The 25,978-nt window shown below is 41.8% G+C and carries 23 protein-coding genes and 1 pseudogene; 19 read left to right on the forward strand and 5 right to left on the reverse strand.

Translation table 11 applies throughout. From position 1 onward, the window contains the following. Positions 1–4 precede the first annotated feature (4 nt). Both MHB45_RS04285 and MHB45_RS04290 read left to right on the forward strand, forming a co-directional pair. On the forward strand, positions 5–1,210 hold the full coding sequence (locus MHB45_RS04285; RefSeq protein WP_048683066.1) for an acyl-CoA dehydrogenase family protein: 1,206 nt from the start codon (positions 5–7) through the stop codon (positions 1,208–1,210). Positions 1,211–1,233: 23 nt separating this feature from the next. Further along, entirely contained in the window at positions 1,234–1,545 is a 312-nt protein-coding gene (locus MHB45_RS04290) for a DUF3870 domain-containing protein (protein WP_048682993.1), read from the forward strand. Positions 1,546–1,782: 237 nt separating this feature from the next. Here the strand turns inward: MHB45_RS04290 and MHB45_RS04295 are convergent, their stop codons facing one another. Together MHB45_RS04295 and MHB45_RS28210 are read right to left on the reverse strand one after the other, a co-directional pair. Then, positions 1,783–2,040, reverse strand: a complete 258-nt coding sequence (locus MHB45_RS04295) for a hypothetical protein (protein WP_048682991.1) — start codon at positions 2,038–2,040, stop codon at positions 1,783–1,785. A 97-nt stretch (positions 2,041–2,137) separates the two neighbouring features. Further along, a pseudogene (locus tag MHB45_RS28210) lies at positions 2,138–2,215 on the reverse strand (CotG/ExsB N-terminal domain-containing protein); the annotation flags it as partial. 148 nt (positions 2,216–2,363) lie between these two features. Between MHB45_RS28210 and MHB45_RS04300 the strand changes: the two are divergent. Continuing rightward, a complete protein-coding gene (locus MHB45_RS04300) occupies positions 2,364–3,455 on the forward strand; it encodes a CotH kinase family protein (protein ID WP_340907419.1) in 1,092 nt (363 codons plus the stop codon). Positions 3,456–3,600: 145 nt separating this feature from the next. Further along, a complete protein-coding gene (locus MHB45_RS04305) occupies positions 3,601–4,572 on the forward strand; it encodes a TRM11 family SAM-dependent methyltransferase (protein ID WP_397330451.1) in 972 nt (323 codons plus the stop codon). Between the two features lie 136 nt (positions 4,573–4,708). Here the strand turns inward: MHB45_RS04305 and MHB45_RS04310 are convergent, their stop codons facing one another. Beyond that, positions 4,709–5,905 (reverse strand): M14 family zinc carboxypeptidase, encoded by a 1,197-nt coding sequence (locus tag MHB45_RS04310; protein ID WP_072273753.1) that lies wholly within the window; start codon positions 5,903–5,905, stop codon positions 4,709–4,711. 188 nt (positions 5,906–6,093) lie between these two features. Then, a complete protein-coding gene (locus MHB45_RS04315; RefSeq protein ID WP_340907423.1) occupies positions 6,094–7,059 on the reverse strand; it encodes an MBL fold metallo-hydrolase in 966 nt (321 codons plus the stop codon). A 310-nt stretch (positions 7,060–7,369) separates the two neighbouring features. On the opposite strand from MHB45_RS04315, the gene MHB45_RS04320 reads away from it, so the two are divergent. Next, positions 7,370–8,347, forward strand: a complete 978-nt coding sequence (locus MHB45_RS04320) for a 2-hydroxyacid dehydrogenase (protein WP_072272644.1) — start codon at positions 7,370–7,372, stop codon at positions 8,345–8,347. Positions 8,348–8,903: 556 nt separating this feature from the next. Then, positions 8,904–10,136 carry a multidrug effflux MFS transporter gene (locus MHB45_RS04325; RefSeq protein WP_373689787.1) on the forward strand — a complete coding sequence of 411 codons (1,233 nt, stop codon included), beginning with the start codon at positions 8,904–8,906 and terminating at the stop codon, positions 10,134–10,136. 49 nt (positions 10,137–10,185) lie between these two features. Here the strand turns inward: MHB45_RS04325 and MHB45_RS04330 are convergent, their stop codons facing one another. After that, positions 10,186–10,971: an SDR family oxidoreductase gene (locus tag MHB45_RS04330; protein WP_048682977.1), complete on the reverse strand. Its 786-nt coding sequence runs from the start codon at positions 10,969–10,971 to the stop codon at positions 10,186–10,188. A 206-nt stretch (positions 10,972–11,177) separates the two neighbouring features. Between MHB45_RS04330 and MHB45_RS04335 the strand changes: the two genes are divergently transcribed. The 13 genes from MHB45_RS04335 to MHB45_RS04395 all read left to right on the forward strand — a co-directional run bounded on the left by MHB45_RS04335 (position 11,178) and on the right by MHB45_RS04395 (position 25,926). Further along, on the forward strand, positions 11,178–12,176 hold the full coding sequence (locus MHB45_RS04335) for a Gfo/Idh/MocA family protein (protein ID WP_072273754.1): 999 nt from the start codon (positions 11,178–11,180) through the stop codon (positions 12,174–12,176). Positions 12,177–12,256: 80 nt separating this feature from the next. Beyond that, entirely contained in the window at positions 12,257–12,565 is a 309-nt protein-coding gene (locus tag MHB45_RS04340) for a heme biosynthesis protein HemY (protein WP_053534185.1), read from the forward strand. A gap of 21 nt (positions 12,566–12,586) precedes the next feature. Next, a complete protein-coding gene (locus MHB45_RS04345) occupies positions 12,587–13,708 on the forward strand; it encodes an NADH-dependent flavin oxidoreductase (RefSeq protein ID WP_340907426.1) in 1,122 nt (373 codons plus the stop codon). Positions 13,709–13,967: 259 nt separating this feature from the next. Further along, positions 13,968–15,377, forward strand: coding sequence for a glycoside hydrolase family 1 protein (locus MHB45_RS04350; RefSeq protein WP_048682962.1), 1,410 nt, complete (start codon positions 13,968–13,970; stop codon positions 15,375–15,377). A 494-nt stretch (positions 15,378–15,871) separates the two neighbouring features. Then, positions 15,872–17,512 carry a SulP family inorganic anion transporter gene (locus tag MHB45_RS04355; protein WP_072273755.1) on the forward strand — a complete coding sequence of 547 codons (1,641 nt, stop codon included), beginning with the start codon at positions 15,872–15,874 and terminating at the stop codon, positions 17,510–17,512. A gap of 84 nt (positions 17,513–17,596) precedes the next feature. Continuing rightward, positions 17,597–18,010 (forward strand): MerR family transcriptional regulator, encoded by a 414-nt coding sequence (locus MHB45_RS04360; protein WP_048682957.1) that lies wholly within the window; start codon positions 17,597–17,599, stop codon positions 18,008–18,010. Positions 18,011–18,255: 245 nt separating this feature from the next. Then, positions 18,256–19,770, forward strand: a complete 1,515-nt coding sequence (locus MHB45_RS04365) for a carboxylesterase/lipase family protein (RefSeq protein WP_253349159.1) — start codon at positions 18,256–18,258, stop codon at positions 19,768–19,770. A 32-nt stretch (positions 19,771–19,802) separates the two neighbouring features. Continuing rightward, positions 19,803–21,089 carry a kynureninase gene (gene kynU, locus MHB45_RS04370; protein ID WP_072273756.1) on the forward strand — a complete coding sequence of 429 codons (1,287 nt, stop codon included), beginning with the start codon at positions 19,803–19,805 and terminating at the stop codon, positions 21,087–21,089. Between the two features lie 14 nt (positions 21,090–21,103). Beyond that, positions 21,104–22,453: an amino acid permease gene (locus MHB45_RS04375; protein ID WP_072272645.1), complete on the forward strand. Its 1,350-nt coding sequence runs from the start codon at positions 21,104–21,106 to the stop codon at positions 22,451–22,453. Positions 22,454–22,470: 17 nt separating this feature from the next. Then, positions 22,471–23,316, forward strand: coding sequence for a tryptophan 2,3-dioxygenase (gene kynA / locus MHB45_RS04380; protein WP_072272646.1), 846 nt, complete (start codon positions 22,471–22,473; stop codon positions 23,314–23,316). A gap of 14 nt (positions 23,317–23,330) precedes the next feature. Beyond that, a complete protein-coding gene (gene kynB, locus MHB45_RS04385) occupies positions 23,331–23,957 on the forward strand; it encodes an arylformamidase (protein ID WP_048682948.1) in 627 nt (208 codons plus the stop codon). Between the two features lie 16 nt (positions 23,958–23,973). Beyond that, a complete protein-coding gene (nadD, locus tag MHB45_RS04390) occupies positions 23,974–24,627 on the forward strand; it encodes a nicotinate (nicotinamide) nucleotide adenylyltransferase (protein WP_048682944.1) in 654 nt (217 codons plus the stop codon). A gap of 267 nt (positions 24,628–24,894) precedes the next feature. Beyond that, entirely contained in the window at positions 24,895–25,926 is a 1,032-nt protein-coding gene (locus MHB45_RS04395) for a sulfate ABC transporter substrate-binding protein (protein WP_072272647.1), read from the forward strand. The last annotated feature ends 52 nt before the right edge of the window (positions 25,927–25,978 follow it).

Consider the following 25,978-nt stretch of genomic DNA (forward strand, 5'->3'; position numbering starts at 1 on the left):
AATGATGAATTTCGAATTAACAGAAGAGCAGCAAAGTGTGAAGAAATTGGTAAGGAAATTTGTGGATAAGGAAATTATTCCATATATTCAAGAGTGGGATAGGCAAGGTCAATTCCAGCCGCATATTTTAAAAAGGTTAGCTGAATTGCAGTTGATGGGCGTGTGTATACCCGAAGAGTATGGCGGGGTCGGAATGGATTATAATACCCTAGCCATCGTTTGTGAAGAGCTGGAGCGAGGAGATACGGCTTACCGAACTGCAGTTTCTGTACATACAGGGTTGAATAGCATGACCCTGCTTCAATGGGGGACGGAAGAACAAAAACAGAAATATTTAGTACCCCAGGCAAAAGGAATCAAGATTGGTGCTTTTGGGCTGACTGAACCGAATGCAGGGTCTGATGTAGCGGCAATGAAATCAACGGCAAAACGTGTTGGGGACCATTATATCTTGAACGGGTCAAAAACATGGATTTCGCTCTGTGACTATGCGGATCATTTCCTCATTTTCGCCAAGACGGATCATGATGCCGGTTCAAGGGGAATCACTGCCTTTATCGTGGAACGGACTTTCGAGGGAGTGGAGTCGAAAGCCATTAAAGGAAAATTAGGAATTCGTGCAGGGAATACAGGCGAGATCTTTTTAACGGATGTAAAAGTTCCGGTGGAGAATAGGCTTGGTGAAGAAGGTGAGGGCTTTAAAATCTCCATGTCGGCATTGGACAGCGGCCGGTTTACAGTTGCCGCAGGTGCTGTAGGGTTAATAGAAGCAAGCCTGGAAGCAAGCTTGAAGTATTGCCATGAACGAAGCACATTCGGAAAAGAGATTGGCAGGCATCAGCTCGTTCAACAGATGATTGCCAAGATGACAGCAAATTTAGAGATTTCCAGATTGCTGGTCTTTAAAGCGGGCACCTTGAAAAATCAAGGAAAAAGGAATACGAAGGAAACATCACTTGCCAAGTGGATATCATGTAATGCTGCTAATGAAGCGGCCAATGATGCCGTTCAAATTCATGGTGCCTATGGCTACTCGGATGAATATCCAGTCGAACGTTTTCTGCGGAATTCAAAAGCTCCGGTCATTTACGAAGGAACCCGTGAGATTCATACTGTAATGCAGGGTGAATACGCACTTGGCTACAGACAAGATAAAGAGCTTCGCAAGCAATTGCCTGCATGGCCCTTCGAGCAAGTTTCCGTACATTAACTATAGATAGAGGAGATCAGATGATGAACACATACTTTATTGCAGGGCATGCAAAACTTCCACAAGGGATGGCAGCGAGAAATATATATGATTCGATCACGATCACGGTGGAGCTTGACTTTAAATATGGAGTAATAGTCGAGGCTTCCTGTACGCTTGCTACAGAGCATGGCAGGGAATTCATCCGTCAACTGCTGCGCGGTTATTGCCTGAAAGATGGTATCGAAGAATTGATTGATCGTGTGCAAATGCATTATCGTGGGAAGGCTGGTCAAGCCATTCAAGCAGGGCTGAAGGATGTGTATGCACAGTTCGAATTGGTCTCCGTTAAATAAGTAACCTGAAGGGTCCTACCGTATGTAAGAGGGTAGGATCCTTTTATTATAGGTACAGGTTCTAAACAGGATTATGCTAGATTTGGAATAACCGTTGCAGGTAAGGAGAGACATTTAGATGGTTATAACTGTACGTGATAATTATAAAACACAAAAACTCGTCATTATACGACGAGTTTTGTGTATTTAAAATGTTAAGGTAAAGCTTAATGACCAGTGAAAAATATTGATTGTGCATTAAAACGGATTCGAGAAGCTAGAAGCACCATTTCCGTTTATTGCGAAAGTTATTGCAGCAGAGCCACCTGCAGTTGTTGGAGGAGCACCGGTTTCTGCTTGTGCGCCTTTGTCTGCTGCATGTAGATCTCCTTTTCCAGCAAGAGCCCCTTTGCGTTCCGGAAGTTGATCGTTTCCAGCAAGAACCCCTATGAGTATTCCTGCTTGTGCGCCTTTGCGTGCGGCAAGTGGAACTGCTCGTGCGCCTTTGAGTGCCACGAGTGGACCGATTCCTGCCCATGCAACGTTTAGTGCTGCAAGAAGAGCACCCTTTATTGTTATTTGTACGTGAATGTCTGCCTATTGGATGTGGGTCATTAAACATGAAATCGCTTAACCCCATGGAATTGGCTCTATCCACCGCATTTTGTATGTCACGAATGATGTCTGACATATATAATCCCCCTTTCTATACATTAAACTATGTTGCTTGTACGTGATGTGCTAAAGATAATCCCCAATCTTTTTAAAAATAGTGTTCTTAGGGTGACACCCTTCGCTTTTTTTCCATAATTTAATAGGAAAGTGAAGGGAAGGGTTATATGAATTCTGACAAGAAGGTGCCTGTGTACCAGCTTTATATACCACCAGTTCATTTAATGGAACTTCGCAGAGATATATGGTGCAATGATCCTTTACCTGCAAAGTTAACGATCAACAAAAAAAAACTTGATATTGATATTGTTTACCGTGGCTCACATATCCGAAGTTTTCGGAAAAAATCCTATAATGTAGTCTTTTATAAGCCTAATACTTTCAAGCATGCCAAGGAAGTCCATTTAAATGCCGAATATAAAGATAAATCTTTACTAAGAAATAAATTATCTTTAGATTTTTTTGCAGATATAGGGACTTTATCACCGAAAGCCCAGTTCATTTTCCTAAATCTAAACGGAAAGGACGAGGGAATATATCTGGAATTGGAATCGGTGGATGAATATTATTTGAAGAAAAGGGGGCTCCCCAAGGGGGCAATTTTCTATGCAGTGGATGGTGATGCCAATTTCTCATTGATGAGCGATTTGGATAAAGGAATCAAAAAATCATTGGAGATGGGCTATCAAAAAAAGTGCGGGACAGAAAAGGAGGAATTATATTTACAAGAGCTGATCCTCCAAATCAATACAATTTCAAGAGTGGATTTTGAAAAGGAAATCGTAAAATATGTCGATGTGGAAAAGTACCTGCGCTGGCTGGCCGGTGTCATATTCACGCAAAACTATGATGGGTTCGTTCATAACTATGCTTTGTATCGAAATGGAGATACCGGTCTATTTGAAATGATTCCATGGGATTATGATGCGACATGGGGCAGGGATGTTAACGGGAAAGTGATGGAAGAGGATTATGTGGGAATCGGGGGGTTCAATACATTGACTGCTAGGATCCTTGATGTAAGGGGATTTCGTGTCAGGTACCAAGAACTTCTTAAGGAGATTTTGAACAATCATTATAACGTGGCCTATATGAAACCTATCATTCAGGAAATGCATGATCAATTAAGACCTTATGTATCAAAAGATCCATATATCAAGGGGAATATTGAGAAATTTGATGATGAGCCCGAATTCATCCTGAAATTCATTGAGGCCCGTGCGAAGTATATAAATAGCCACCTGTATAAATTGGATTAATAAATCCTTTCGTTAGAGATGGAACAATGAAAAATATGGTGGCAGGAATGCTGAATAAAAAGCATTCCTGCTTTTTTCTGCACGATTCCATTTGCTTTTCTATCCTATTACAGCTATGTTTGATAGAAAGGTATAATCTAATGTAATGAAGGATGGGAATGGATTGACTAATCATAGCCGCAAACCGGCATATATATATACATTTACATGCACCCCTGACGAACGCTCATTATCTAAAATGGAGATGCGTTCTTTCTTTGGCTTTGAGACTTCAGGGGATATTTTGAAAAGTGATATAGCCATTGAACCGAGCAGGAGCCCTTTTATAAAAGGGCGGGTCGATATCATGTTTGAAGGGGAAAGCATATCCGAAATCGTTGAGCAAGTTAAGGATATTCATTTGCCTGATTCGACGTTCAAAGTATTATTCGTGAAAATTAATGATTTGAATAAAGAAGAAAAAATAGATTATGATGGACAGCGTGAAATTGAACGGGAGATTGGCTGGCACATTCAGGGAAATGCCGATGTACGTAATCCAGATCAGGTCTTTGGAATCGTGACGCTTGGCGGTCGTTGGTATTTTGGGAAGTATGTCAAACCTGAAGCGGTTTGGTTAAAACATATGAAGAAGCCCCGTGAATATTCAACTGCGCTTAGCACGAGAGTGGCGAGGGCCATTGCCAACATTGCCGTTCCACATCCGGATGGGGTGAAGGCAATTGATCCATGCTGCGGAATTGGAACGGTATTGGTGGAAGCCCTTTCGATGGGGATCAATATTGATGGCCGGGATATCAACCCGCTTGTTACCGACGGTTCAAGGGAGAATATTGCCTATTTCGGACTCGAAGGTGATGTAACTACAGGTCCGATTTCGGAGGTCACCAGTAAATATGATGTAGCGATTATCGATATGCCTTATAATCTATATACACATGCGACGCCGGAGGATCAGCTATCAATCCTTAAACACGCAAGGGGCTTTGCTGATAAGGTCGTCGTCGTAACGATCGATACGATGGATCATATGATTGAAGAAGCTGGATTTGAGATTGCTGATCGCTGTGTTGCCAGGAAAGGCATTTTTTCCAGAGAGATTGTCGAGTGCGTGTAAGTATCTTCAGCAAGAAAAGGCTGGAATTCCAGTGTCAATTAGACAAATAAAAAGGGCTTTGCTGCCATCTGGCTTCGATATTCAACCGATGCCAGATCGCGGACAAGTCCCCTTTACAATTAAGTTTCAAAATTTACTAGATTCCGGGTGTAGATGAACTTTCAGGGATTTTTTCATAGTCTGATGGATTAAGATTATGAACAGATCCATCTGTTACACCATTGATAATACCCATTAGCCCCGTTTCAACCGTTTTTACGAGCTGGCCATTCTTTTTTTGCCCAAAGTTTTGTGTTTGACCACTAACTTCAAATAGAACCGTCCCACTTCCGTTTAAAGCAAACGTCCCTAAAGCAGTCCCTGGCAGGTCAATAGATTGATCATATAATGAAATATTTGTAAAAACTGAATTCCCTTTTGCTTGCAGTGCATTATACGCAGTAAGTGTTAACTGACGAGAGAAATCATATTTGAAATTATCTGCATACTCTGCATATTTAGCACCTTCTGGAGTGCTTGGGTTAGGAACGAATTTTCCTGATATTGACATAGTTGCACGCTCATCAGTTCCTTCGATATATGGGAATCCCTGATGATGAAGATCGATAAAAACATCCACTTTCCCGAATTTCGATTTTAACCCTTTATATGTGTCACGTAACGTTTGCGCTTCGGGGGTAATAAACCAGCCTGGCTTTTCAGATGCCCCCGGGAAGTCTTGAGGTTTTGGTACATAATTTAGGTCTGGATTGAAGTCACGATTAACATCAAATCCCGGTTTGGTAGCATAGTCGTCTCCTGATCTGGGAGTAGTGTAATAGTTCCAAGTAGGTGTTGCATTAGAAAGTTGGGGGAATTTACCTACAACTTCAGACCATTTCATCTCATTTCCACGACGATCAAGCTCTGAGCCGTCTACGTTCATCATTGGAATGGCAACAATTGTTAGTTCATCAAGCACTTTCTTTACCTCAGGCGAGTTACTTTGACCAAGGTTTTTAAGAATGTTCAATAACGCGACAGTTCCTGTTTTTTCATTTCCATGAATTTCACTTTGAATAAGAACGACTTTGTCACCATGACCGACAGTCACTTTTTGAATGGAACGACCCTGATTCGTTTTTCCGGCCACTTCTACATTGACTATCCCTGCACTCGCTTGCTCAAGTTGATTTAATTCTTTTACAAGTTCGTCATAATTTAGGAATGCTTCGGTAGAAAGATTCGTTCCGCCTGTCGGATTTGGTCCTCTTTCTGCTAAGCTGACATTTGGGCCAAGTAATGTTGCGGCTACTACTGTTGAACTTAAAACCTTTAAAAATTTTCTTTTCACATCAAATCCCCTATTCTGAAAATATTTAATATTCAGATAATAAATTCTTCTAATAAATTCTTCACTTTCTAATCGATTTCCTGTTAGATTCATTAAAACACCCAAAAGGTCCTATGTATTTCAGATTCAATTATTTTGTGCATTTTTCCATAAAAAAAGTCCCTGCTAAGTGGGGACCTTTTTTGATGTCATTTAGCTTGATAATGAACTACATTTTCAACGAGTTGTTTCGTGACCTTCCCCTGATATTCCAAATAATCCAAATGGCCGATGATTTCTGACATGACGAGCGGGAATTCTGCTATATACTTTTGTTTGTAAAACTCCTTTGCCAGTTCATTTCCTGTAGAAATTCCGGATCCTATCAAGGCCAGGATCTTTTGTGATTTCCTCTCTATGCTGTTGAGTCTTTTTTCAATCAGATGACCGGGTTGTTCAATCACGTTACCATGACCAGGAAAGAGGAGATTCACCTGTAATGCTGAACATCGTTTTAATGAGTCGATATGATCTACAAGAGTCAGCATTCTATTACCGTTTTCATCAGGTTCGATCAAGGCATTGCTTGAGATATGTTCAATCAATAAATCACCGGCAAGAAGCCGTTTCCCTTCTCGGTCAAGAAAAGCAATTTGATCCGGGGCATGCCCGGGAAATTCGATCACCTCAAAATTCAGCCAGTGTTTTTCCATGATTGCGATGATGTCACCATTCAGTTTTTGATCTTTATTATTATTGACCGCGTTGAATAGGTAAGCCACTTGTTTATCTCCAAGTTCACCACAGCCCATCTCAAGGTATAGCTGTTTATAAAATTCAATTCTCATACTTAAGAAGTCAGGGTCCCTTTTTAAACGGGGAATGGATTTAGAATGGGCATAAACGGGAATCGGATGGAGTTCGGTAATCCGGTTGACCAAACCAACATGGTCTCCATGGTGATGGGTTAACAAAATTTCCGTGATGTCCCCAACTGTAAATCCATTTTCATTTAATGTTTGCTGCAGTGCATTCCAGCAAACGTCATCATTCATACCTGCATCAACTAATGTTAAGGATTCATCCTGTTTAACTAAATAAAAGTTTATACTTTTTAAAGATAAAGCGCTTGGAGCTATAATTGGATAAATTTTATATGTTGTATTCGTTTTCATGAACGTCCCATATCCTCCTAAATCGAGATAAACTTCATCTGGAAAATTGCGATATTACTAATGACCGAATAGATGTAAAGGGTTATTATTCTATGATTGGTTAAATGAACTGAAACTGTCAAGCGGAAGCTTCCAGGCAATCAAGAAAATATAATAGTAAGATTGATTGGAAATGGATGGTCTATTTATCTAGTTTATTTTAAAATTGAATAAACAAGCTAGTCATTTAGCCAATATTCTTTAAATTTAATTATTGTGTAATGAAAACTGAATGTGTTAAATGGAAAGAAATGGTATAGGAGGTTATGGTTTGAAGCCAAAAATTTATATTACAAGGAAATTGCCAGAACAAATCATCGAGGGTCTTAGTCGGAATTATGATGTCAGGATGTGGGATCAAGAGGATATACCGGTCCCTAGAGAAGTCCTTGTAGAAGAAATGAAAGAAGTCGAGGGGCTGCTTTGCTTATTGACGGAACAAATCGATGAGTCACTGATTGAACAGGCACCCAATCTGAAAATCATCGCGAATATGGCAGTGGGCCATAATAATATTGACGTTCAAAGTGCAACAAAACGGGGCATCATGGTAACGAACACACCGGGGGTTTTAACGGAAACGACAGCTGATTTAACCTTCGGCTTACTGCTTGCAACGGCAAGGAGGATGATGGAGGCAGAAGATTATTTAAGGAATGGAAAGTGGGAAACATGGTCGCCGATGCAGCTGACAGGACAAGATGTACACGGTGCAACGCTGGGTATCATCGGGTTAGGCAGAATTGGGGAAGCCCTTGCAAAAAGAGCTAAGGGATTTGATATGAACTTAGTTTATTTTAATCGAAGCCGTAAATATGAACAGGAAAAAGAGTTAGGAATCGAATATCAGCCCCTTGAAAAATTGCTCCAAATCTCGGATTTCGTTTGTGTCATGCTGCCGCTCACAGCGGAAACGGCTTATATGATTGGCAAGGAGCAGCTGGAATTGATGAAAGGGACGGCTGTGCTCATTAATACCGCAAGAGGCGGAATTATCGATGAAAAAGCGTTGTACCAGGCGCTGGAAAATCGAGAGATTTGGGCGGCTGGATTGGATGTATTCGAAGAAGAGCCCGTCCCTCTGGACCACCCGCTGCTAACATTGCCCAATGTGGTTACTTTACCGCATATCGGGAGTGCTAGCATTGCCACAAGAATGAAAATGGCAACTCTTGCTGTACAAAACTTGGTGGACGGATTATCTGGGGATACTCCCCGTAATTTAGTATTGTTGAATAAATCAAAATGACGCTAAAATGGGATTCGGAATGGTTTCATCCCGAACAAAGATTTTAAAACAAGAATAGATTATCCTTCATGTTTTTTTACTATAATCTTTATTGGATTGAAGAAATTTGCGACACTCCTGCCGAATAACTGGCTTGCCGAGACCCCACAGGCGCATGTGGCAAGGAGGCTTGGCAGACAGTCGGCGGAAAGGGAGCGGATTTCTGAAATCACCGGCAACCTTTTTTAAATAAAAAAACTGCAGGCAAGCTCTCTTCACTTCAAGTTTGTCTACAATCTGAAATGACCCCAAAAATGGGGTCATTTTTTATGGGGAATGTTGGACCTTTAATAGTTTTTCTTTGGTTCGTAGTATTCTCAAATGATATTTCCTGAAATATGATTTGTCCTTTTTAGAAGATTTCGGAGTTTTGATGCACCTGTGCTTACCTGAGTGCCGAAAGGAAGAATCCCATTCAAGTGGAGCATACTTATCGTAAATTGTTGCGATCTTTTGTAAAATAAAGAAAGTCGAGTTTATTAGGAAGAACAATTAGTTGAAAGGGATAGGGTTAATAATGATTGAAATGAAGGAAACGATATCATCAGGCAACGAAATGACTAAATCCAAAAGGCTGTTGATGGCTCTTATGCTAGGGTCTTTTGCAGCGATTGGACCACTGTCACTTGATATGTATTTACCAGGTCTCCCCACACTGGCAGAGGATCTGAAAAGCAGTACGTCATTAGCGCAGCTAAGCTTGACTGCCTGCTTGTTAGGATTGGCTTTGGGCCAAATTTATTTAGGGCCTCTAAGTGATGCAAAAGGAAGGCGTTCACCGTTAATCATATCTTTATCCATTTATTGCATTTCATCTCTGTTATGCGCTTTTGCCCCAACCATTGAATTGCTTTTATTATTACGTTTTATCCAAGGTATTGCGGGAGCGGGAGGCATTGTCATTTCAAGGGCCATAGTTCGTGACCTTTTTTCAGGAACGGATTTGACCAAGTTCTTCTCCATGTTAATGCTGGTGAATGGGGCGGCACCGATATTGGCTCCGGTTTTTGGCGGTCAACTTTTGCAGTTCACTTCTTGGCGGGGAGTTTTCATTGTCATTTCAGTATTAAGTATCATTATGGTTGCGGCTGCATTTTTTGGGATAAAGGAAACTTTATCGTCCAATCACAGGAGTGCTGGCGGGGTAAATGATACAATTAGGACTTTTGGGAACTTATTGAAGGATCGTGTGTTTATGGGCTATGCTTTTGCACAAGGATTCATAAGTGCCGCAATGTTTGCTTATATTTCCGGATCGCCTTTTGTTCTCCAGAACATTTATGGGGTTTCCCCACAGACCTTCAGCCTGATTTTTGCAATAAACGGGGTTGGGATCATCATCGCTTCACAAGTTGCCGGGAAGCTGGCAGGCAGGGTTAAAGAAGAAAGATTGCTTCAAATGGGGTTATGCCTAGCTTTGTTTGGGGGAATATTACTTCTTGCCTCAGTCCTTCTTGAAATGGGCTTGGCCGGAATCTTGGCCGCTTTATTCCTCTCCGTCTCCAGCGTCGGTATTGTCGGTACAACGAGTTTTTCTTTAGCGATGCAAAATCAGAAAAAAACAGCAGGCAGTGCTTCGGCTTTAATTGGCTTGCTTCCCTTCATATTAGGATCGCTAATGGCTCCCCTGGTGGGGTTAGGTTCAGGTGAGTCGCCCTTGCCGATGGGAATTGTGATGGTAAGTTGTCATGTCATCGCCATGTGCGCTTATTTACTCCTTGCCCGTCGCGGGTTAAGGCGAGTTGCTTAAAAAGGAAAAGCTGAAATCCTGATGTGGATTTCAGCTTTTCCTTTTTGGATCATAATAGTGATTCTGCTCCATCGATATAAACTTCCGTGCCCGTAACATGGGAGGACATGTCTGATGCTAGGAACAATACGAGATCACCAGCTTGTTCGGCAGTCCCCGCTTTCCTCGCCAGGGGCTGGGAACCTTCGGGATATTCAATGGGAATCCTGATTTTTTTAAGGTTTTCTTCTTCCGGGAATGTATTATCGTCAATGTTCGTATCGATGGAACCGGGACAAATGGTATTTACCCTGATTTTATATCTTGCCAATTCGAGTGCGGCCATTTTACCGAAAGCGACTTGACCGGCTTTGGATGAACTATAAGCGGAAAAACCAAAATTCTTGAAATATCGGTTTCCGTTGATGGAGCTGTTGATCACGATGCTGCCACCCGTTTCCTTCATGTAAGGAATGGCGTATTTGATGGTGAGAAAGGTGCCTTTGAGGTTGATGGTATGTGTCTTATCCCAATCTTCTGGCTTTATGTCTTCTATAGGGGCAATCACTCCGTTGATGCCTGCGTTTGCAAATACAAAATCAATTTTCCCAAAATGTTCATGGGCTGTTTTGTAGGCAAGTTCAACTTGCTCAGCCTTGGAAACATCCGTTTTAATGATTAAAGCCTCTCGACCAAGGTTCTCGACTTCTTCCTTCACTTTTTCGGCATTTTCGACTGTACGGTCAAAAAAGATGATGTTCGCGCCGTTTTCAGCTAGTTTAAGTGCGGCACCCCGGCCAATTCCTGATCCCCCACCGGTAATGATGGCAACTTTGTTTTTCATTAATTCTGTCATACACTTCACACGCTCCTTTTAAGTTTTCTTTCCCATTTTGGGAGTATGTAGAAACATCATGGCAGTTGTAATATAGAAAAATTATAAACGAATATTGCCTAAAAAATCCAATTTAAGCAATTGCGAGTGTTCAATATACTTTGTTTTTCAGTGAAATGTCTGTATATTGAGGACATGATAAAGTTAGCTTGAAAGGGGATAGGATGTTGATAAGATTAGGAGTAATAGGTACAAATTGGATCACGGAACGATTTTTGGAGGCTGCAAAGCATGTAGAGGGTTTATCGTTAACCGCCGTGTATTCACGTACAGAGGAGAAAGCGAAGGAATTTGCCAATAAATACGAAGTACATACGACTTTTACGAATTTAGAAGCAATGGCCAGCAGCGATGAAATCGACGCTGTGTATATAGCAAGCCCTAACTCTCATCATTGCAGGCAAGCCGTGTTATTTTTGCAAAATAAAAAACATGTATTATGTGAAAAACCAATGGCCTCGAATGCGGCTGAAGTAAGGGAAATGATTGAGGCTGCAAAACAAAATGATGTGCTATTGATGGAAGCGATGAAATCGACCATCATGCCGAATTTCGAAAGTATAAAGGGCAATCTGGATAAAATCGGGAATATACGGCGTTTCTCGGGAAGCTTTTGCCAATACTCATCACGCTATGATTCATATAAACAAGGAACTGTGCTGAATGCATTCAATCCTGAATTCTCCAGTGGCTCTTTAATGGATCTAGGCATTTACGTGCTCTATCCACTTGTTGTACTGTTCGGTAAACCGAAAAAGGTGCAGGCATCAGGAACGATGCTCGAATCAGGAGTTGATGGGCAAGGTACGATTCTGCTTACCTATGATGAAATGGAGGCAGTCGTCATGTTTTCCAAAATTACTGAGTCCAATTTGCCATCGGAAATTCAAGGTGAACATGGAAGCATAATCATTCAGAAAATTTCAGGACCGCAAGCGGTGGATATTCAGTATCGGGATGGAACCACTGAAAATATTTCCGTTAAACAGGATATGCCTACCATGTATTATGAAGCGAAGGAATTTTTTGATTTGATACAGCAGGGGAAAATGGAATCCGATATAAATACATATTCGAATTCACTGTTGACTATGGAAATCATGGATGAAGCAAGAAGGCAAATCGGCATCGTCTTTCCTTCAGACCGCGGACAAGGCCAATCATGAAGGGGAAAAATGGATGTTACTGATAACCCTTAATTGGGTAGAACTAGTACAGGGATAATTTAATTGTTGGGGGAATGGAAATGAAGTGCAAAATAAATCGCCATGCAGCAAAGGTCTTACAAAAGATGCTCAGCACTGAAGAAGCCGAAGGGAAAATGATTCGTGTATATATCACCCATATGCATGGCGATCATGCCCATTATGACATGAAGCTTGATACACCGGCAGAATATGATGAAATCGTCAAAACAGATAAAGATATCGATATTTTACTTGATTCACGTGAAGAATTTCTGGATGGTGTCTGGATTAAATATTTTTATGTTCCTGAAGAAGGCTTTGAGATCACGAATCCTTCTAAAGAACCGCATGGACATCATCACCACTAATAGTAAAGGGGGAGGATTGGCATGAATCAAAAATACGAAAAGATCTTTCAACCATATATATTTCCATCAGGGGTAGAAGTGAAAAACCGTATCATGATGGCTCCTATGACCACTTATTCTTCGGATGACCAAGGCGTTGTAACCGATGATGAACTGGCCTATTACGCTGAGCGCTCGGCTGGTGTGGGTGCGGTGGTCACGGCATGTGCCTATGTATCTGCTGGGGGCAAGGGATTCCCAGGCCAATTAGGTGCAGATGACGATTTCTTTATCCCATCCTTGAGAAAACTAGCTGAAACGATTCAGTCCAATGGGTCAAAAGCGATCCTGCAAATATATCATGGAGGCCGTCAAAGTCCGCCGGAATTATTGCCTGATAACCAACCTGTTTCTGCAAGTGCGATTGCTTCCAGCGAAGAAGCACCTGTACCGCGGGAAATGAGTGAAGATGAAATACAAGACGTTATTAAGGCATTTGGCGAAGAAACAAGAAGGGCCATCGAAGCAGGTTTCGATGGTGTGGAAATCCATGGTGCCAATACTTACTTGCTTCAACAATTCTTCTCGCCACACTCGAACCGCCGTACAGATAAATGGGGTGGAACATTGGGAAAACGATTGATTTTCCCGCTTACCATTGTGAATGAAGTCGAGAGAACGGTTGCCGAGCATGCAGAAAAGCCGTTTATAATTGGCTACCGCCTTTCTCCTGAAGAAGGCAGCAATCCTGGAATCACTTTAGATGATACGATTCAATTCGTTGATAGATTAGCGAATCAAAACCTGGATTATCTACATATATCGGTAGGTCACTTCTGGAATGGCTCATTCCGTGAGAGTGATAGGACAAAGTCGCGTATCGTTAAAATTTACGATAAAGTAGGTAATCGTATCCCGGTGGTCGGTGTAGGTTCACTGCATACACCCGATGAAGTTGCAGAAGCCATGGAAACGGGGGTCCCTTTTATCGCCCTTGGCCGTGAACTTCTTATGGAACCGCATTGGATTGAAAAAATCAGGTCTGGAAAAGAAGCGGAAATACGGACTACCCTCTCAAAAAAAGATCAGCATGAACTGGTCATTCCAGATCCGCTTTGGGAAAAGTTGATCAGGATAAAAGGCTGGCTCCCGGTTGTGGAATGATTGCTAACATCTTTAATATGTGTAACCCGTCCCCATAAGGTGGACGGGTTTTTGTATGTTCATATGCTACTAAGTATCAATCATCTTTTGCTAGAAAAAGAGAAATTGATTCAGCGGAATTCTGGATTTAATCATTCCGTGATAGTAAATACTATCTATAAGGCTTATGTTTTACGTGAACTAAAAAAAATATTTGTACCAATGAATAAAATATATTATTATCAATTTAATAAGCAGGTATGAAAAGGGAGGGTTTTTAATGAAATTTCCACACGATTTTTTATTCGGAGCAGCTTCTGCTTCTTTTCAAATAGAAGGAGCATGGGATGAAGATGGTAAAGGTATAACGAATTGGGATGTTTTTTCAAAGATTCCGGGGAAAACATTTGAAGGTACAAATGGGGATGTAGCGATAGACCATTATCATCGTTACAAAGAAGATATTAAATTAATGGCAGAGATGGGACTTGAATCATATCGCTTCTCCATTTCATGGGCCCGTATTTTGCCAACAGGTGATGGGGAAGTCAATGTAAAAGGCTTGGAATTTTATAATAATGTGATTAATGAATGCTTAAATTATGGGATTGTCCCATTTGTTACGCTGTATCATTGGGATTTGCCTTTGACGCTTGAACAAGATGGGGGATGGACGAATAAGCGAACAGCTGAAGCATTCGTCAAGTATGCGGAAATTTGTTTTCGCGCATTCGGAGATCGCGTCAAACATTGGATCACGTTTAATGAAACGGTTATGTTTTGCGGTTTAGGGTATTTAAAAGGAGCTCACCCGCCTGGAATCCAAAACGATGAAAATAAATACTTTCAAGCGACACATTATGTATTTTATGCACATGCCAAAGCGGTAGAGGTATACAAGGCACTGAATCATTACGGTGAAATTGGGATTACCCATGTATTCCTGCCAGCTTATAGTATTGATGACAAACATGAGAATGTATTAGCTGCTAGGCATGCCAATGAATATGAAACTTTTTGGTATTATGATCCAATTTTAAACGGTGAATATCCAGCTTATGTGGTTGAGCAATTAAAGGAGAGAGGCTGGACACCAAGTTGGACAGAAGAAGAACTGGATACGCTAAAAAGGAATGCGGGGAAAAATGATTTTATTGGACTCAATTACTACCAGCCCATTCGGGTGAAAAAATACCTGGAAGCCGTTTCAAACATGGAGCATTCAAGAGAAACATCTACTCTGGCTCCAGGGAACCCGTCTTTTGATGGCTTTTATCGGACCGTAAAAATGGAAGATAAAACCTATACAAAATGGGGCTGGGAAATCTCACCTCAAGGATTTTTAGATGGGCTGCATATGTTAAAAGAACGTTACGGCGATATTAAAATGTATGTTACAGAAAACGGACTTGGTGATGAGGATCCGATTATCGATGGTGAAATAGTTGATGTTCCCCGTATTAAATATATTGAGGAGCACTTAAAAGTGATTAAGCGGGCAATCAACGAAGGCATCCATTTAAAAGGATATTACGCATGGTCTGTCATTGATCTATTAAGTTGGTTAAACGGGTATAAGAAGCAATACGGATTTATTTACGTGGATCATCATGATCAGTTAAACCGGAAAAAGAAGCTGTCGTTTCATTGGTATAAACATATTATCGAGACGAGAGGAGAAGAGCTGTAAACTGAAAGTGTGTATTAGGGCAGAGCATGTTTTGAGCAATCTTTCTCAAAACATGCTTTTTCCATTGTCCACTGATCAAGTTTCCGGTATGGGGAATTAGACCAAAGTTCAAACCTCCTGATTCGTAGTCTGAATCTCCAGCTTCAAATTAACTAGACTGGAAAAATGGTCCCGGATTGTAATAATAATGTAAAAATATTCAAAAAGTTGTAAACAAATGTTAACGTTTCTAACAATGTACAGTTTTACGTTTTACTGTATAATGTTGAAGCGTGGTCGAGTCCATGTCAAATAACCTTACAAAAGGAGATTATATATGACGATTATTTCTTAGTTTTGAAAAGTCCCCCGCTTGGTTTGTCCCGTTGAAAAATGCCTACAATAATTAGATTATTTTCAAACAAGTAACTCCCTCTAAAATGAAAGAATGTCATTTTCATGATGATGCTAGATTCCAATCTTAAAAAACGACTAAGGATGTGAGTTTGAAAAAGATGATAAAAGATTCTAGATTTCAAGGATATAACATGAAGGGTTTTCAAAAAGACGTGACGGCAGGATTGGTCGTAGGGGTTGTAGCCATTCCTTTAGGGCTGGCTTTTGCAATTGCTTCAGGCGTCGAACCGATATACGGGTTATATACGACCATCATCGCAGGAATCCTCATATCGATTTTGGGTGGCTCCAAGTATCAAATTGGCGGGCCGACCGGGGCGTTCGTTCCTTTATTATTTGGAATCGTTATGCAATATGGGTATGAAAGCCTGCTTATTGCCGGGTTTTTAGCGGGGATAATGTTAGTCCTGATGGGTCTGCTTAAGTTAGGCAATTTGATGAAGTTCATTCCCCGTCCTGTCATCATTGGATTTACAACAGGCATTGCGATAATAATCTTTTCAGGGCAAATTGCCAACTTCTTTGGTATGAAAGTGGAAAAACATGAAGCGTTCATGGATAACATGAAGGAACTGGTGATTAAAGCAGACACGATCAATCTATATAGTGTGATTGTTGCGATTATATGTTTTGTCGTCATACTGCTGGCACCTAGGTTTGTGCCACGAGTGCCAGGACCGCTTCTGGGTCTGCTAATATCAACAATGGCAGCTTACCTTTTATTTCCCGATAAGGTGGCTACGATTGGTTCCACGTATGGAGCGATTCCGAGAGGTTTTCCGGAATTCCAAGCACCGGATCTTTCAGTGGAAGTCCTTATCACACTCCTTCCCGTTGCTTTTACAATTGCCTTGTTAGGCGGTGTCGAGTCATTGTTATCCGCTACCGTGGCGGATAACATGGGCGGTACCAAGCATGATAGTAACAAAGAGTTGGTTGGGCAAGGAATTGCGAACATCGCGACCCCATTCTTTGGCGGGATACCTGCAACAGGAGCAATCGCCAGGACCGCTACCAATATAAAAAGCGGGGCAGCCTCCCCGATGTCCGGAGTCATTCACGGAATTGTCGTTTTACTGGTTTTGCTGGTGCTTTCCCCATATGCAGCGCATATACCGTTGGCTAGCATGGCACCCATATTGATGTATGTTGCCTGGAATATGAGTGAAAGAAAGGAATTCGCTCATGTATTGAAAACGAAGACGGCGGATTCTGCGGTTTTGCTAGTCACCTTCCTCATCACTGTCTTCACTGATTTAATCATGGGAGTGGGAATCGGCTTATTGATTGCATTCATCACCTTCATTGCAAAAATGAGCCACACGTTAAAGGTTAGGGAAAGAAGTCATGAGATTACCGAGATTGTTCCAATTGATAATTCGGATTCAAAGATCAATGTGTATAACTTGGAAGGACCTCTTTTCTTTGGTTCGATAGACGTCCTGGAGTCATCGATATTGGCTAACTTGGATAATAAGACGAAAGTTTTGGTATTAAGCATGCGCCGGGTAACATATATGGACACTTCAGCAGAGGCAGCACTATTGGCGATCGTTAATCGCATTCGAAAATATAAGGGGAAATTGATCATTTCCGGAATTCAGCAGCAACCAAAGGAATTGTTACTCAGCACTGGGTTGTATCATAAAATAGAAAAACAGCACTTTTTTAAATCGAAGGAAGATGCCCTGTATTTTGCCAAGAACCAGCTGAAGGGCAATTCGGATAAAGTAGTCTAATAGTTTCATCTTGAAGTCACCTTTTTGGATAGATGTGTTATAGTATCGTTAACAGTAGATTTTTTAAAGAAGGTGACTATCTGGGTGAATGTATATCGGATTGGCCAGCTTGCTGAACTTGCGAATGTTTCGAGAAGAACCATTGACTATTACACACAATTAGGAATGCTGAACTATGAAAAAACTGGGTCAAGATATCGGTATTACACAGAAGATGCTTTAAATCGTCTTCAAATGATTAATCGGTATAAAGAACAGAATATGCCTTTGAATGAAATCAAGGAACGGTTACAAGTCTTGTCTGAAACCACTGTTGATTCTGAGCAAGTGCTCTTGATGGTGGACAAGCTATCTACAGACCTTAGAGGCCTGGAGAATGAATTGCTGGAATTAAAGCCTTTATTGGAACAGCTCGATGAACAGCAATTAACATATGCTGCACAGCAGCTTTCCGTTCGGGGCAGCTCTTTATTGAGTATCCTTGCCATGCTTGCCTAAGATTTTTGCCGAGTTCAACAAAAAAGACCTGATTGGGTCTTTTTTTGTTGAACGGGTCATTTGAAAACCATTATTTAAAATAACAATTCAAACTCCTGAGGATAACCGGAGCTTTATATACAATGGCATTCCTTTATTTCGGATGAACGGACTCCATAGATCTTTTTTCGATAAAGATGAAGGATATAAGGGAATGGAAAAAGAAGAACTTACATATCTACTACTATATGAAGAGGTGAGTGGGAATGATTGGATCAATAGTTACGACGGTAAAAGGACATCTTCAAGGTACTATGGAAAACGATATATGCGTTTGGCGTGGAGTCAGGTATGCGAAAGCGCCGATTGATGGGCTGCGTTTCCGTTCTCCGGAGCCAGTTGATAATTGGAGCGGTGTCATGGATGCAGTGGATTTTGGTCCCGTTCCCCCGCAGCCGATGGATCGTGCGGTAAGAACAGGAATGAGCGGAAATGAAAAAATGGATGAGGATTGCTTGTTCCTGAATATTTGGTCCCCTAGAGCTGATGATAATAAACGCCCGGTCATGGTGTGGATTCCAGGAGGAGCATATATAACGGGAGCTGGATCCCTTGATATGTACAATGGACACTTACTGGCTAAAAATGGAGATGTAGTCGTGGTAAGCATCAACTATAGGCTGGGGGCACTGGGATATCTGGATTTTACCGAGTTGGCAGGTGAAGGGGAAATATTTGAAAACAATTTAGGTTTACATGATCAAGTTGCGTCTCTGAAATGGGTTAAAGAAAATATAGAAGCGTTTGGCGGCGACCCTGATAATGTTACGATATTTGGTGAATCAGCTGGCGGTAATGCGGTGACGACTTTACTTACTGTACCTTCAGCGAGGGGGCTTTTTAAACAGGCCATTGCAGAAAGTCCTGCTCCGACATCTGTTTACGGAAAAGGATTTGCGCGCCAATTCAGTGAAAGGTTCCTTGAGATATTGGGCATTGGAAAGGGTGAAATCCACCGATTAAAAACACTACCAGTTCAAGAGATTGTCGCTGCCTCCCACCAACTCTTGCAGGAAAATTCACAGGAAATGCCGGGCTCACTAGCATTTGGACCAGTCGTAGATGGTGACTTCCTGCCCGATTATCCACTAGATTCGATTCGATCGGGAAGAGCAGGGGGAATACCCTTGCTTATAGGAACAAATAGGGACGAAGCGACATTATTCGATCAGATGGACCCCCCTTTAATCCCAACTAATACGGCGATGATTCATAAAATGTTCGAAAATACTGATCCGAAGGCGAAAGAGCGAATTACGAATGCTTATACAAACTACCCAGAAAAGGAAGCTGTACTAGGCATTGGCCGTGATGCGACATTCCATATTCCCTCGGTTTGGTATGCAGAGGCATACAGCCGCTTTGAAAAAACATGGATGTATCGTTTTGATTATAAAACGGCGGCCATGCGCATAAGTAAATTAGGGGCGACACATGGTATGGATATCCCTTTTGCTTTCCAGACCTTCGACTCGGCATTCGGGAAACGGATTGTTTCATATGGTTCAAGGTCAGCTGCCCTAAAGGTTTCCCATAGAATGCAGGGCCATTGGGTCAACTTTGCGAAATATGGAAACCCCAACCCCCCGGAAGGTGAAATTTGGCCGAAATATGATGAAACCAACCACTACACAATGATTTTTGATAAAAAGGATTATATTGAAAAAGATCCTGACAGAATGATAAGGTTGGCATGGGATGGGGTAGGGATTTACAAGTGAAAAAAAGTGGATTGGAAGGAAGCGGGGAGAACATGGATATCAATAATTTCATGTCAACGAAAGAGTATGCGAAAACGTTGGATCAGGAAGATCCATTAGTTTCTTACAGAGAGGAGTTCTATTTAAACCCCGGGATGATTTATATGGATGGCAACTCATTGGGACTTTTATCGAAGCGGGCTGAGAAAAGTTTAATGAAGTCATTGGAAGATTGGAAAAAGTATGGGATCGATGGCTGGACGGAGGGTGCAGAGCCCTGGTTTTACTTTTCTGAGAGATTGGGTGAATTGAGTGCCCCGTTGGTAGGAGCTTTAGAGGATGAAGTGATAATGGGAGGGTCGACTACGGCTAATCTGCATCAGCTTGCAGCCACTTTTTTTGAACCGAGAGCTGGCAGGAATAAGATTTTGGCGGATGAACTAACCTTCCCAAGTGATATCTATGCACTTCAAAGCCAGTTACGATTGCATGGGCTTGACCCTTCGGCACACTTGGTTCAGGTGAAAAGCCAAGATGGTAAATTCCTTGAAGAAGATGACATCATTGAAGAGATGAACGAGGAAATAGCGTTGATTGTCCTTCCGACGGTTTTATATCGAAGCGGTCAGATAATTGATATGGAAAGGTTAACGAAGGAAGCGCATGCGCGTGGAATCATGATAGGATTCGATGCCTGTCATTCTGTGGGTGCCATCCCGCATTTGTTTGATAATTGGGAAGTGGATTTCGCTTTTTGGTGTAATTATAAGCATTTGAATGGCGGACCAGGATGTGTAGCGGGGTTATATGTGAATCGGAAGCATTTCGCAAGGAAGCCTGGATTGGCTGGATGGTTTGGCTCGCGGAAAGATAAGCAGTTCGCTATGGAACATACCTTTACCCAGGCCAATTCGGCAGGTGCCTTTCAAATTGGAACTCCCCATATATTAAGCATGGCTCCCCTTTTAGGCTCGCTTGAAATGTTTGCGGAAGCGGGGATAGAACAAGTTCGGAAGAAATCCTTGAGGCTGACTCAATATCTTATGGATTTAATACAATCGGAATTAACGGGATATGGATTTGAAATTGGGAGCCCAAGGCATGAATCAAAAAGGGGCGGTCATATCATCCTTGAACATCCAGAAGCTGCGAGAATATGTAAAGCATTGAAACAAGAGGCCATCATTCCCGACTATCGTGAACCGAATATGATTCGTTTAGCACCTGTCGCTCTTTATACCTCTTTTCAGGAAGTCTATGAAACTGTACAGGTACTCAAGAAGATCATGGACGGCAGATTATATGAAAACTATGAAAATAAAAGGGGAATCATTGCCTAGAATGGGAGCAACATATGGAGAATAATAAGCTGCAACGTGAATTATCATCGAATCAAATCACTATGATAGCCATGGGGTGTGCAATTGGCACCGGGTTATTTTTGGGCAGCGGCCTTGCGATTTCAACGGCTGGTCCAAGTGTACTTATCAGCTATGCAATAGGTGCATTCATTGTCCTTCTGCTGATGGGATGTTTGGCGGAAATGACTGTAGCCTATCCAACATCGGGATCCTTTGGAACCATTGCGGAAAAATATATAAGTCCATTTGCGGGTTTTGTTGTGAGGTATTCCTATTGGATAGCGAATGTTCTTGCCATTGGTGTCGAAGTGAGTGCCATCGCTGTTTATATGAAATATTGGTTTCCGGATATACCTGGAAGCATTTGGATTTTTCTTTTTGCTGCACTGCTAATCTATGTAAATGCGACGAGTGTCAATACATTCGGCAATTTTGAGTATGTATTTTCAATGATTAAGATAAGCGCCATTGTCATATTCATTCTACTGGGGGCCTACGTGGTGATTGGCGCCGAACCTTCAAGCGGGATCGGTGTAGAGAACTATGCCAATGATGGAGGTTTTATGCCTTTCGGATTTTGGGGGCTCTGGGTCGCCATATTCATTTCGCTCTTCAGCTTTTTAGGAACTGAGCTGATTGCGGTGACGGCGGGGGAAGCAAAGGACCCGGATATAGCCGTACCTAAAGCTTTGAAGGCAACTGTCTTCAGGCTTGCCACTTTTTATGTACTGACTATCGGGATCATGTTAATGATTGTTCCCTGGCAAGCTGCCGGTATTGATAAGAGCCCATTTGTCAAGGTAATGGAAATCCTGAATGTCCCCGGGGCATCTGGGATAATGAATTTCATTATTTTAACCGCTGCTTTATCTGCAATGAATAGTCAATTATATGCCTCCACCAGAATGATATTTTCATTATCCGAGCAACATCAGGCTCCAGCCCTATTTCAAAAAGTGAGCAGGAAAGGTGTCCCGCTAAGGGCCCTTCTCATATCCACTTTAGGAATATTTCTTGCTGCAGGAGTAAAAGTCCTGCTTCCGGATACTTCATATGCATTCATGATGGGGATATCGATGTTCGGAGCCATTCTAACCTGGCTCATGGTGTTCATTTCCCATTTATATTTCAGGAAGAGGTGGGAGAAATCAGGGGGCCGCAAATTACCGGTTAAAATGTATGGATTTCCATATCTAACGATTCTTGGTGCATTTCTTTTGTTTGCATTGACGGTATCCACCTGGTTCACTGGCCCATTTAAAATCGTGCTCCAGTTCGGGGTTCCTTGGCTGATCTTTCTTTGCATCGTTTATTTATTGATGTCGAAATTCAAAAGAAAGTAAAGGGAAAGAGGGATGGTATGGATAAGGGTCCAAGAGATGAACATCGTTTGGAAGAAATTATGGTAACTGATTTTGAAAAAGATATGTCCTATGGGGACTATCTGCATTTAAATCAAATTTTATCAAGTCAGCATCGGCTTTCCGGCCATCACGATGAAATGCTGTTCATCATCATTCATCAAACAAGTGAATTATGGATGAAATTGATCATCCATGAATTGACTGCGGCAACTGATCATATTGTGGCAGGACATTTGGAGCCGTCCTTTAAGATGCTATCCAGAGTGGCCAGGGTCCAACAGCAACTAGTTCAATCCTGGAATGTGCTTTCGACCTTGACGCCATCCGATTATATGGAATTCCGGGAGAAACTAGGAAACTCTTCAGGGTTTCAATCATTTCAGAACAGGTTGATAGAATTTGCGATGGGTCAAAAGAATTCGCAAATATTGGCCGTTTTCCGTCATCGGCCTGAGCTTTATGAGTCGATGATGGCAGCCTTGAATAAACCTAGTATTTATGATGCGGCTATAGGGGCTTTGGCTGCAAGGGGGCTTCCCATTGATCAATCGGTATTGAACAGGGACTGGTCTGTCATTTATCAGGAAAATGCAAGTGTTGAAAGCGCGTGGCTGACCGTTTACCGTGATGTGCATAACTACTGGGATTTGTATGAGCTGGCCGAAAAACTCGTTGATATTGGAAGTCAACAACAATTCTGGAGATTCAATCATATGAGCACCGTAGAACGTATCATCGGCAATAAAAAGGGAACTGGCGGATCGTCCGGTGTAAGTTATCTGAAGAAAGTGGTCGAACAGCCATTTTTTCCTGAGCTATGGACATTAAGGACCAAACTGTAAAGAGGGGTGAACACATGAATCAATGGTTAGATATTTCTCAGCGCCTGAATGAAAATACGCCATATTGGCCAGGAGATACGCAATATTCATATCGGCTGAATTCATCAATGGCTGAAGGGTCTTCCGTCAATGTAGGGGAAATCCGGATGAGTACACATTTAGGAACTCATATTGATGCTCCCTATCATTTTGATGAGAATGGAAAAAAAATCATCGAACTCGATCTTGATTTATATATTGGCACTGCTACCGTAGTAAAGGTGGATGCAGCTGAAAGCATTGGCATTAAAGCTTTTGAAGGCATCGAATTGACAGGGGTCCGGCGGTTGTTGGTGGCAACAGGTCAATGGAAGGACCTTAGCCGTTTTCCGGAATGGATTCCACCGGTTGAACCAGATTTAGCTCCCTTCCTTGCAAATAAAGGGGTTAGGCTCCTTGGGCTTGATTTACCTTCAGTCGACTGTCTCGACAGCAAAGAATTGCCTGCCCACAATAAACTGTCAGGCTGCGGAATTCATATCCTCGAAGGGCTGGTCCTTGATGGACTGGAGCCTGGGCTGTACGATTTGGCTGCATTGCCGCTGGCATTGGAAGCAGGGGACGGGAGCCCGGTCAGGGCCGTGGTGAAAAAGAAAGGCTGATTAGGGGGATAATAGGATGGGCAAAATTGGGATTTACGGATCTTCCTTCGATCCGGTCACGAATGTGCATTTATGGACAGCATCCACCATTGCGCATCGTGCTAAGCTGGACAAGGTGATTTTTTTACCTTGCGCAAATGGCCGTATCGATAAACAGATGAAAACAAGCAATGAACACCGTTGGCAAATGCTCGAGCTGGCAATAGGGGGCAACCCGATATTCGAAGTCAGTGATTATGAAATTAATGAACGTGCCGGAACGAGTAAACAATATACTTGGTATACGATGGAATATTTTAAATCACGATTTCCAAAAGACGAAGTTTACTTCATAATGGGTGCAGATTTACTTGAAGATATTGATAATCAGGAGTTGCCGGTACACTTACGATGGAAATTCAGGGAAAAATTGATTGCCAATCATAAATTCATCGTCATGGCTCGGGATGGAATCGATATGCTGAAAATCATATCCAAAAGTCCATTGCTAAGGAATTATGATGATGGCAATACATTTCACCTTATTGATAAAGGCCTTTCCATGGAAATCAGTTCTACATATATAAGGGATGAATTCGCAATGGGCGGGGAACCAAGATATTTACTGCCTGATCAGTGTTATCAGTATATCGTGGAAAATAAGCTTTATCAAAAATCATCCAATTCATAATTGTTGGCAAGGTATTCAAAAGGGCTCGATCTCCCCGGTGGATCGAGCCCTTCTCTTTTAGGGGATTTTTCAACCTGCAAAGCGTGAATGAATTTAATTAAAGGGACATGCAATACCTAGTTGACAACTTGGTGAACTTTGTTTTATGGTAAGGATATACAAAAAATAAAATAATTGCTGATCAGAGAACTGAAGGCATACTATCTCCCGAAAAATAAATGAAGGGAAATAGAATGCCTTTTTTGCTGTAAAAAAAGGGGGAAGCTCATGAAAAAGTTGATGTTATTGACAAGTTTGATTTTAGCCTTCGGTGTACTTGCTGGATGCAACTCGGAAAAAACGAAAGGGGACGGAACATCGAAGTCAGTAGAGCTTTTGAATGTGTCATATGATCCGACAAGGGAATTGTACCAGGAATTCAATGAAGCGTTCGTGAAGCACTGGAAAGAAGAATCAGGTCAGGATGTAACGATTCAACAATCACATGGCGGATCTGGTAAACAGGGCAGGGCTGTCATTGACGGATTGGAGGCGGATGTCGTTACATTGGCATTGGCTTATGATATTGATGCCATTTATGAAGCTAGTAACCTATTAGCGAAGGATTGGCAAAAACGTTTACCGGAGAACTCGACACCATATACATCAACGATTGTGTTTTTGGTGAAAAAAGATAATCCTAAAGGCATTAAAGATTGGGATGATCTGACTAAAAAGGATGTATCCGTCATTACACCAAACCCAAAGACAAGCGGAGGGGCAAGGTGGAATTACCTGGCTGCCTGGGCTTATGCGGAGAAAAATTTCGATAATGACGAAACAAAAGTGAAGGATTTCATGAAAAAACTTTATCAGAATGTTGAAGTCCTGGATTCAGGGGCCCGCGGTGCAACGACCACTTTTGTGGAAAGGGGAATCGGTGACGTACTGATTGCTTGGGAGAATGAAGCCTATTTAACACTGGAAGAATTCGGTGATGACAAATATGAAATCGTCAACCCTTCAATCAGTATATTAGCAGAGCCACCGGTAGCTGTTATCGATGAAGTGGTCGAGAAAAAAGGAACAAAGGAAGTGGCCGAAGCCTACCTGGAATATCTGTATACGGATGCCGGTCAGGAAATTGCTGCGAAAAACTTCTATCGTCCAAGGGATGAGAAGGTTCTCGCTGAATATGGAGACCAATTTGCCAATATCGATATGGTGACTGTTGATGATACATTTGGCGGTTGGGAAAGTGCCCAGGAAACACATTTTAATGATGGTGGCACATTTGACGAGATTTACCAACAGCAATAAGCATGAAGGAGAAGGTGTGGCTTTAACATCTTCTCCTTCATAAATCAGAAAA

This window comes from Peribacillus sp. FSL K6-5616, from assembly GCF_038008245.1.
Taxonomy (GTDB): Bacteria; Bacillota; Bacilli; order Bacillales; family DSM-1321; genus Peribacillus; species Peribacillus frigoritolerans.

Coding starts and splice junctions, on each gene's coding strand:
- MHB45_RS04285 (WP_048683066.1), top strand. CDS start 5: ATGAATTTCGAATTAACAGAAGAGCAGCAAAGTGTGAAGAAATTGGTA.
- MHB45_RS04290 (WP_048682993.1), top strand. CDS start 1,234: ATGAACACATACTTTATTGCAGGGCATGCAAAACTTCCACAAGGGATG.
- MHB45_RS04300 (WP_340907419.1), top strand. CDS start 2,364: ATGAATTCTGACAAGAAGGTGCCTGTGTACCAGCTTTATATACCACCA.
- MHB45_RS04305 (WP_397330451.1), top strand. CDS start 3,601: ATGAAGGATGGGAATGGATTGACTAATCATAGCCGCAAACCGGCATAT.
- MHB45_RS04315 (WP_340907423.1), bottom strand. CDS start 7,059: ATGAAAACGAATACAACATATAAAATTTATCCAATTATAGCTCCAAGC.
- MHB45_RS04325 (WP_373689787.1), top strand. CDS start 8,904: ATGATTGAAATGAAGGAAACGATATCATCAGGCAACGAAATGACTAAA.
- MHB45_RS04330 (WP_048682977.1), bottom strand. CDS start 10,971: ATGACAGAATTAATGAAAAACAAAGTTGCCATCATTACCGGTGGGGGA.
- MHB45_RS04340 (WP_053534185.1), top strand. CDS start 12,257: ATGAAGTGCAAAATAAATCGCCATGCAGCAAAGGTCTTACAAAAGATG.
- MHB45_RS04345 (WP_340907426.1), top strand. CDS start 12,587: ATGAATCAAAAATACGAAAAGATCTTTCAACCATATATATTTCCATCA.
- MHB45_RS04350 (WP_048682962.1), top strand. CDS start 13,968: ATGAAATTTCCACACGATTTTTTATTCGGAGCAGCTTCTGCTTCTTTT.
- MHB45_RS04355 (WP_072273755.1), top strand. CDS start 15,872: ATGATAAAAGATTCTAGATTTCAAGGATATAACATGAAGGGTTTTCAA.
- MHB45_RS04365 (WP_253349159.1), top strand. CDS start 18,256: ATGATTGGATCAATAGTTACGACGGTAAAAGGACATCTTCAAGGTACT.
- kynU (WP_072273756.1), top strand. CDS start 19,803: ATGGATATCAATAATTTCATGTCAACGAAAGAGTATGCGAAAACGTTG.
- MHB45_RS04375 (WP_072272645.1), top strand. CDS start 21,104: ATGGAGAATAATAAGCTGCAACGTGAATTATCATCGAATCAAATCACT.
- kynA (WP_072272646.1), top strand. CDS start 22,471: ATGGATAAGGGTCCAAGAGATGAACATCGTTTGGAAGAAATTATGGTA.
- kynB (WP_048682948.1), top strand. CDS start 23,331: ATGAATCAATGGTTAGATATTTCTCAGCGCCTGAATGAAAATACGCCA.
- nadD (WP_048682944.1), top strand. CDS start 23,974: ATGGGCAAAATTGGGATTTACGGATCTTCCTTCGATCCGGTCACGAAT.
- MHB45_RS04395 (WP_072272647.1), top strand. CDS start 24,895: ATGAAAAAGTTGATGTTATTGACAAGTTTGATTTTAGCCTTCGGTGTA.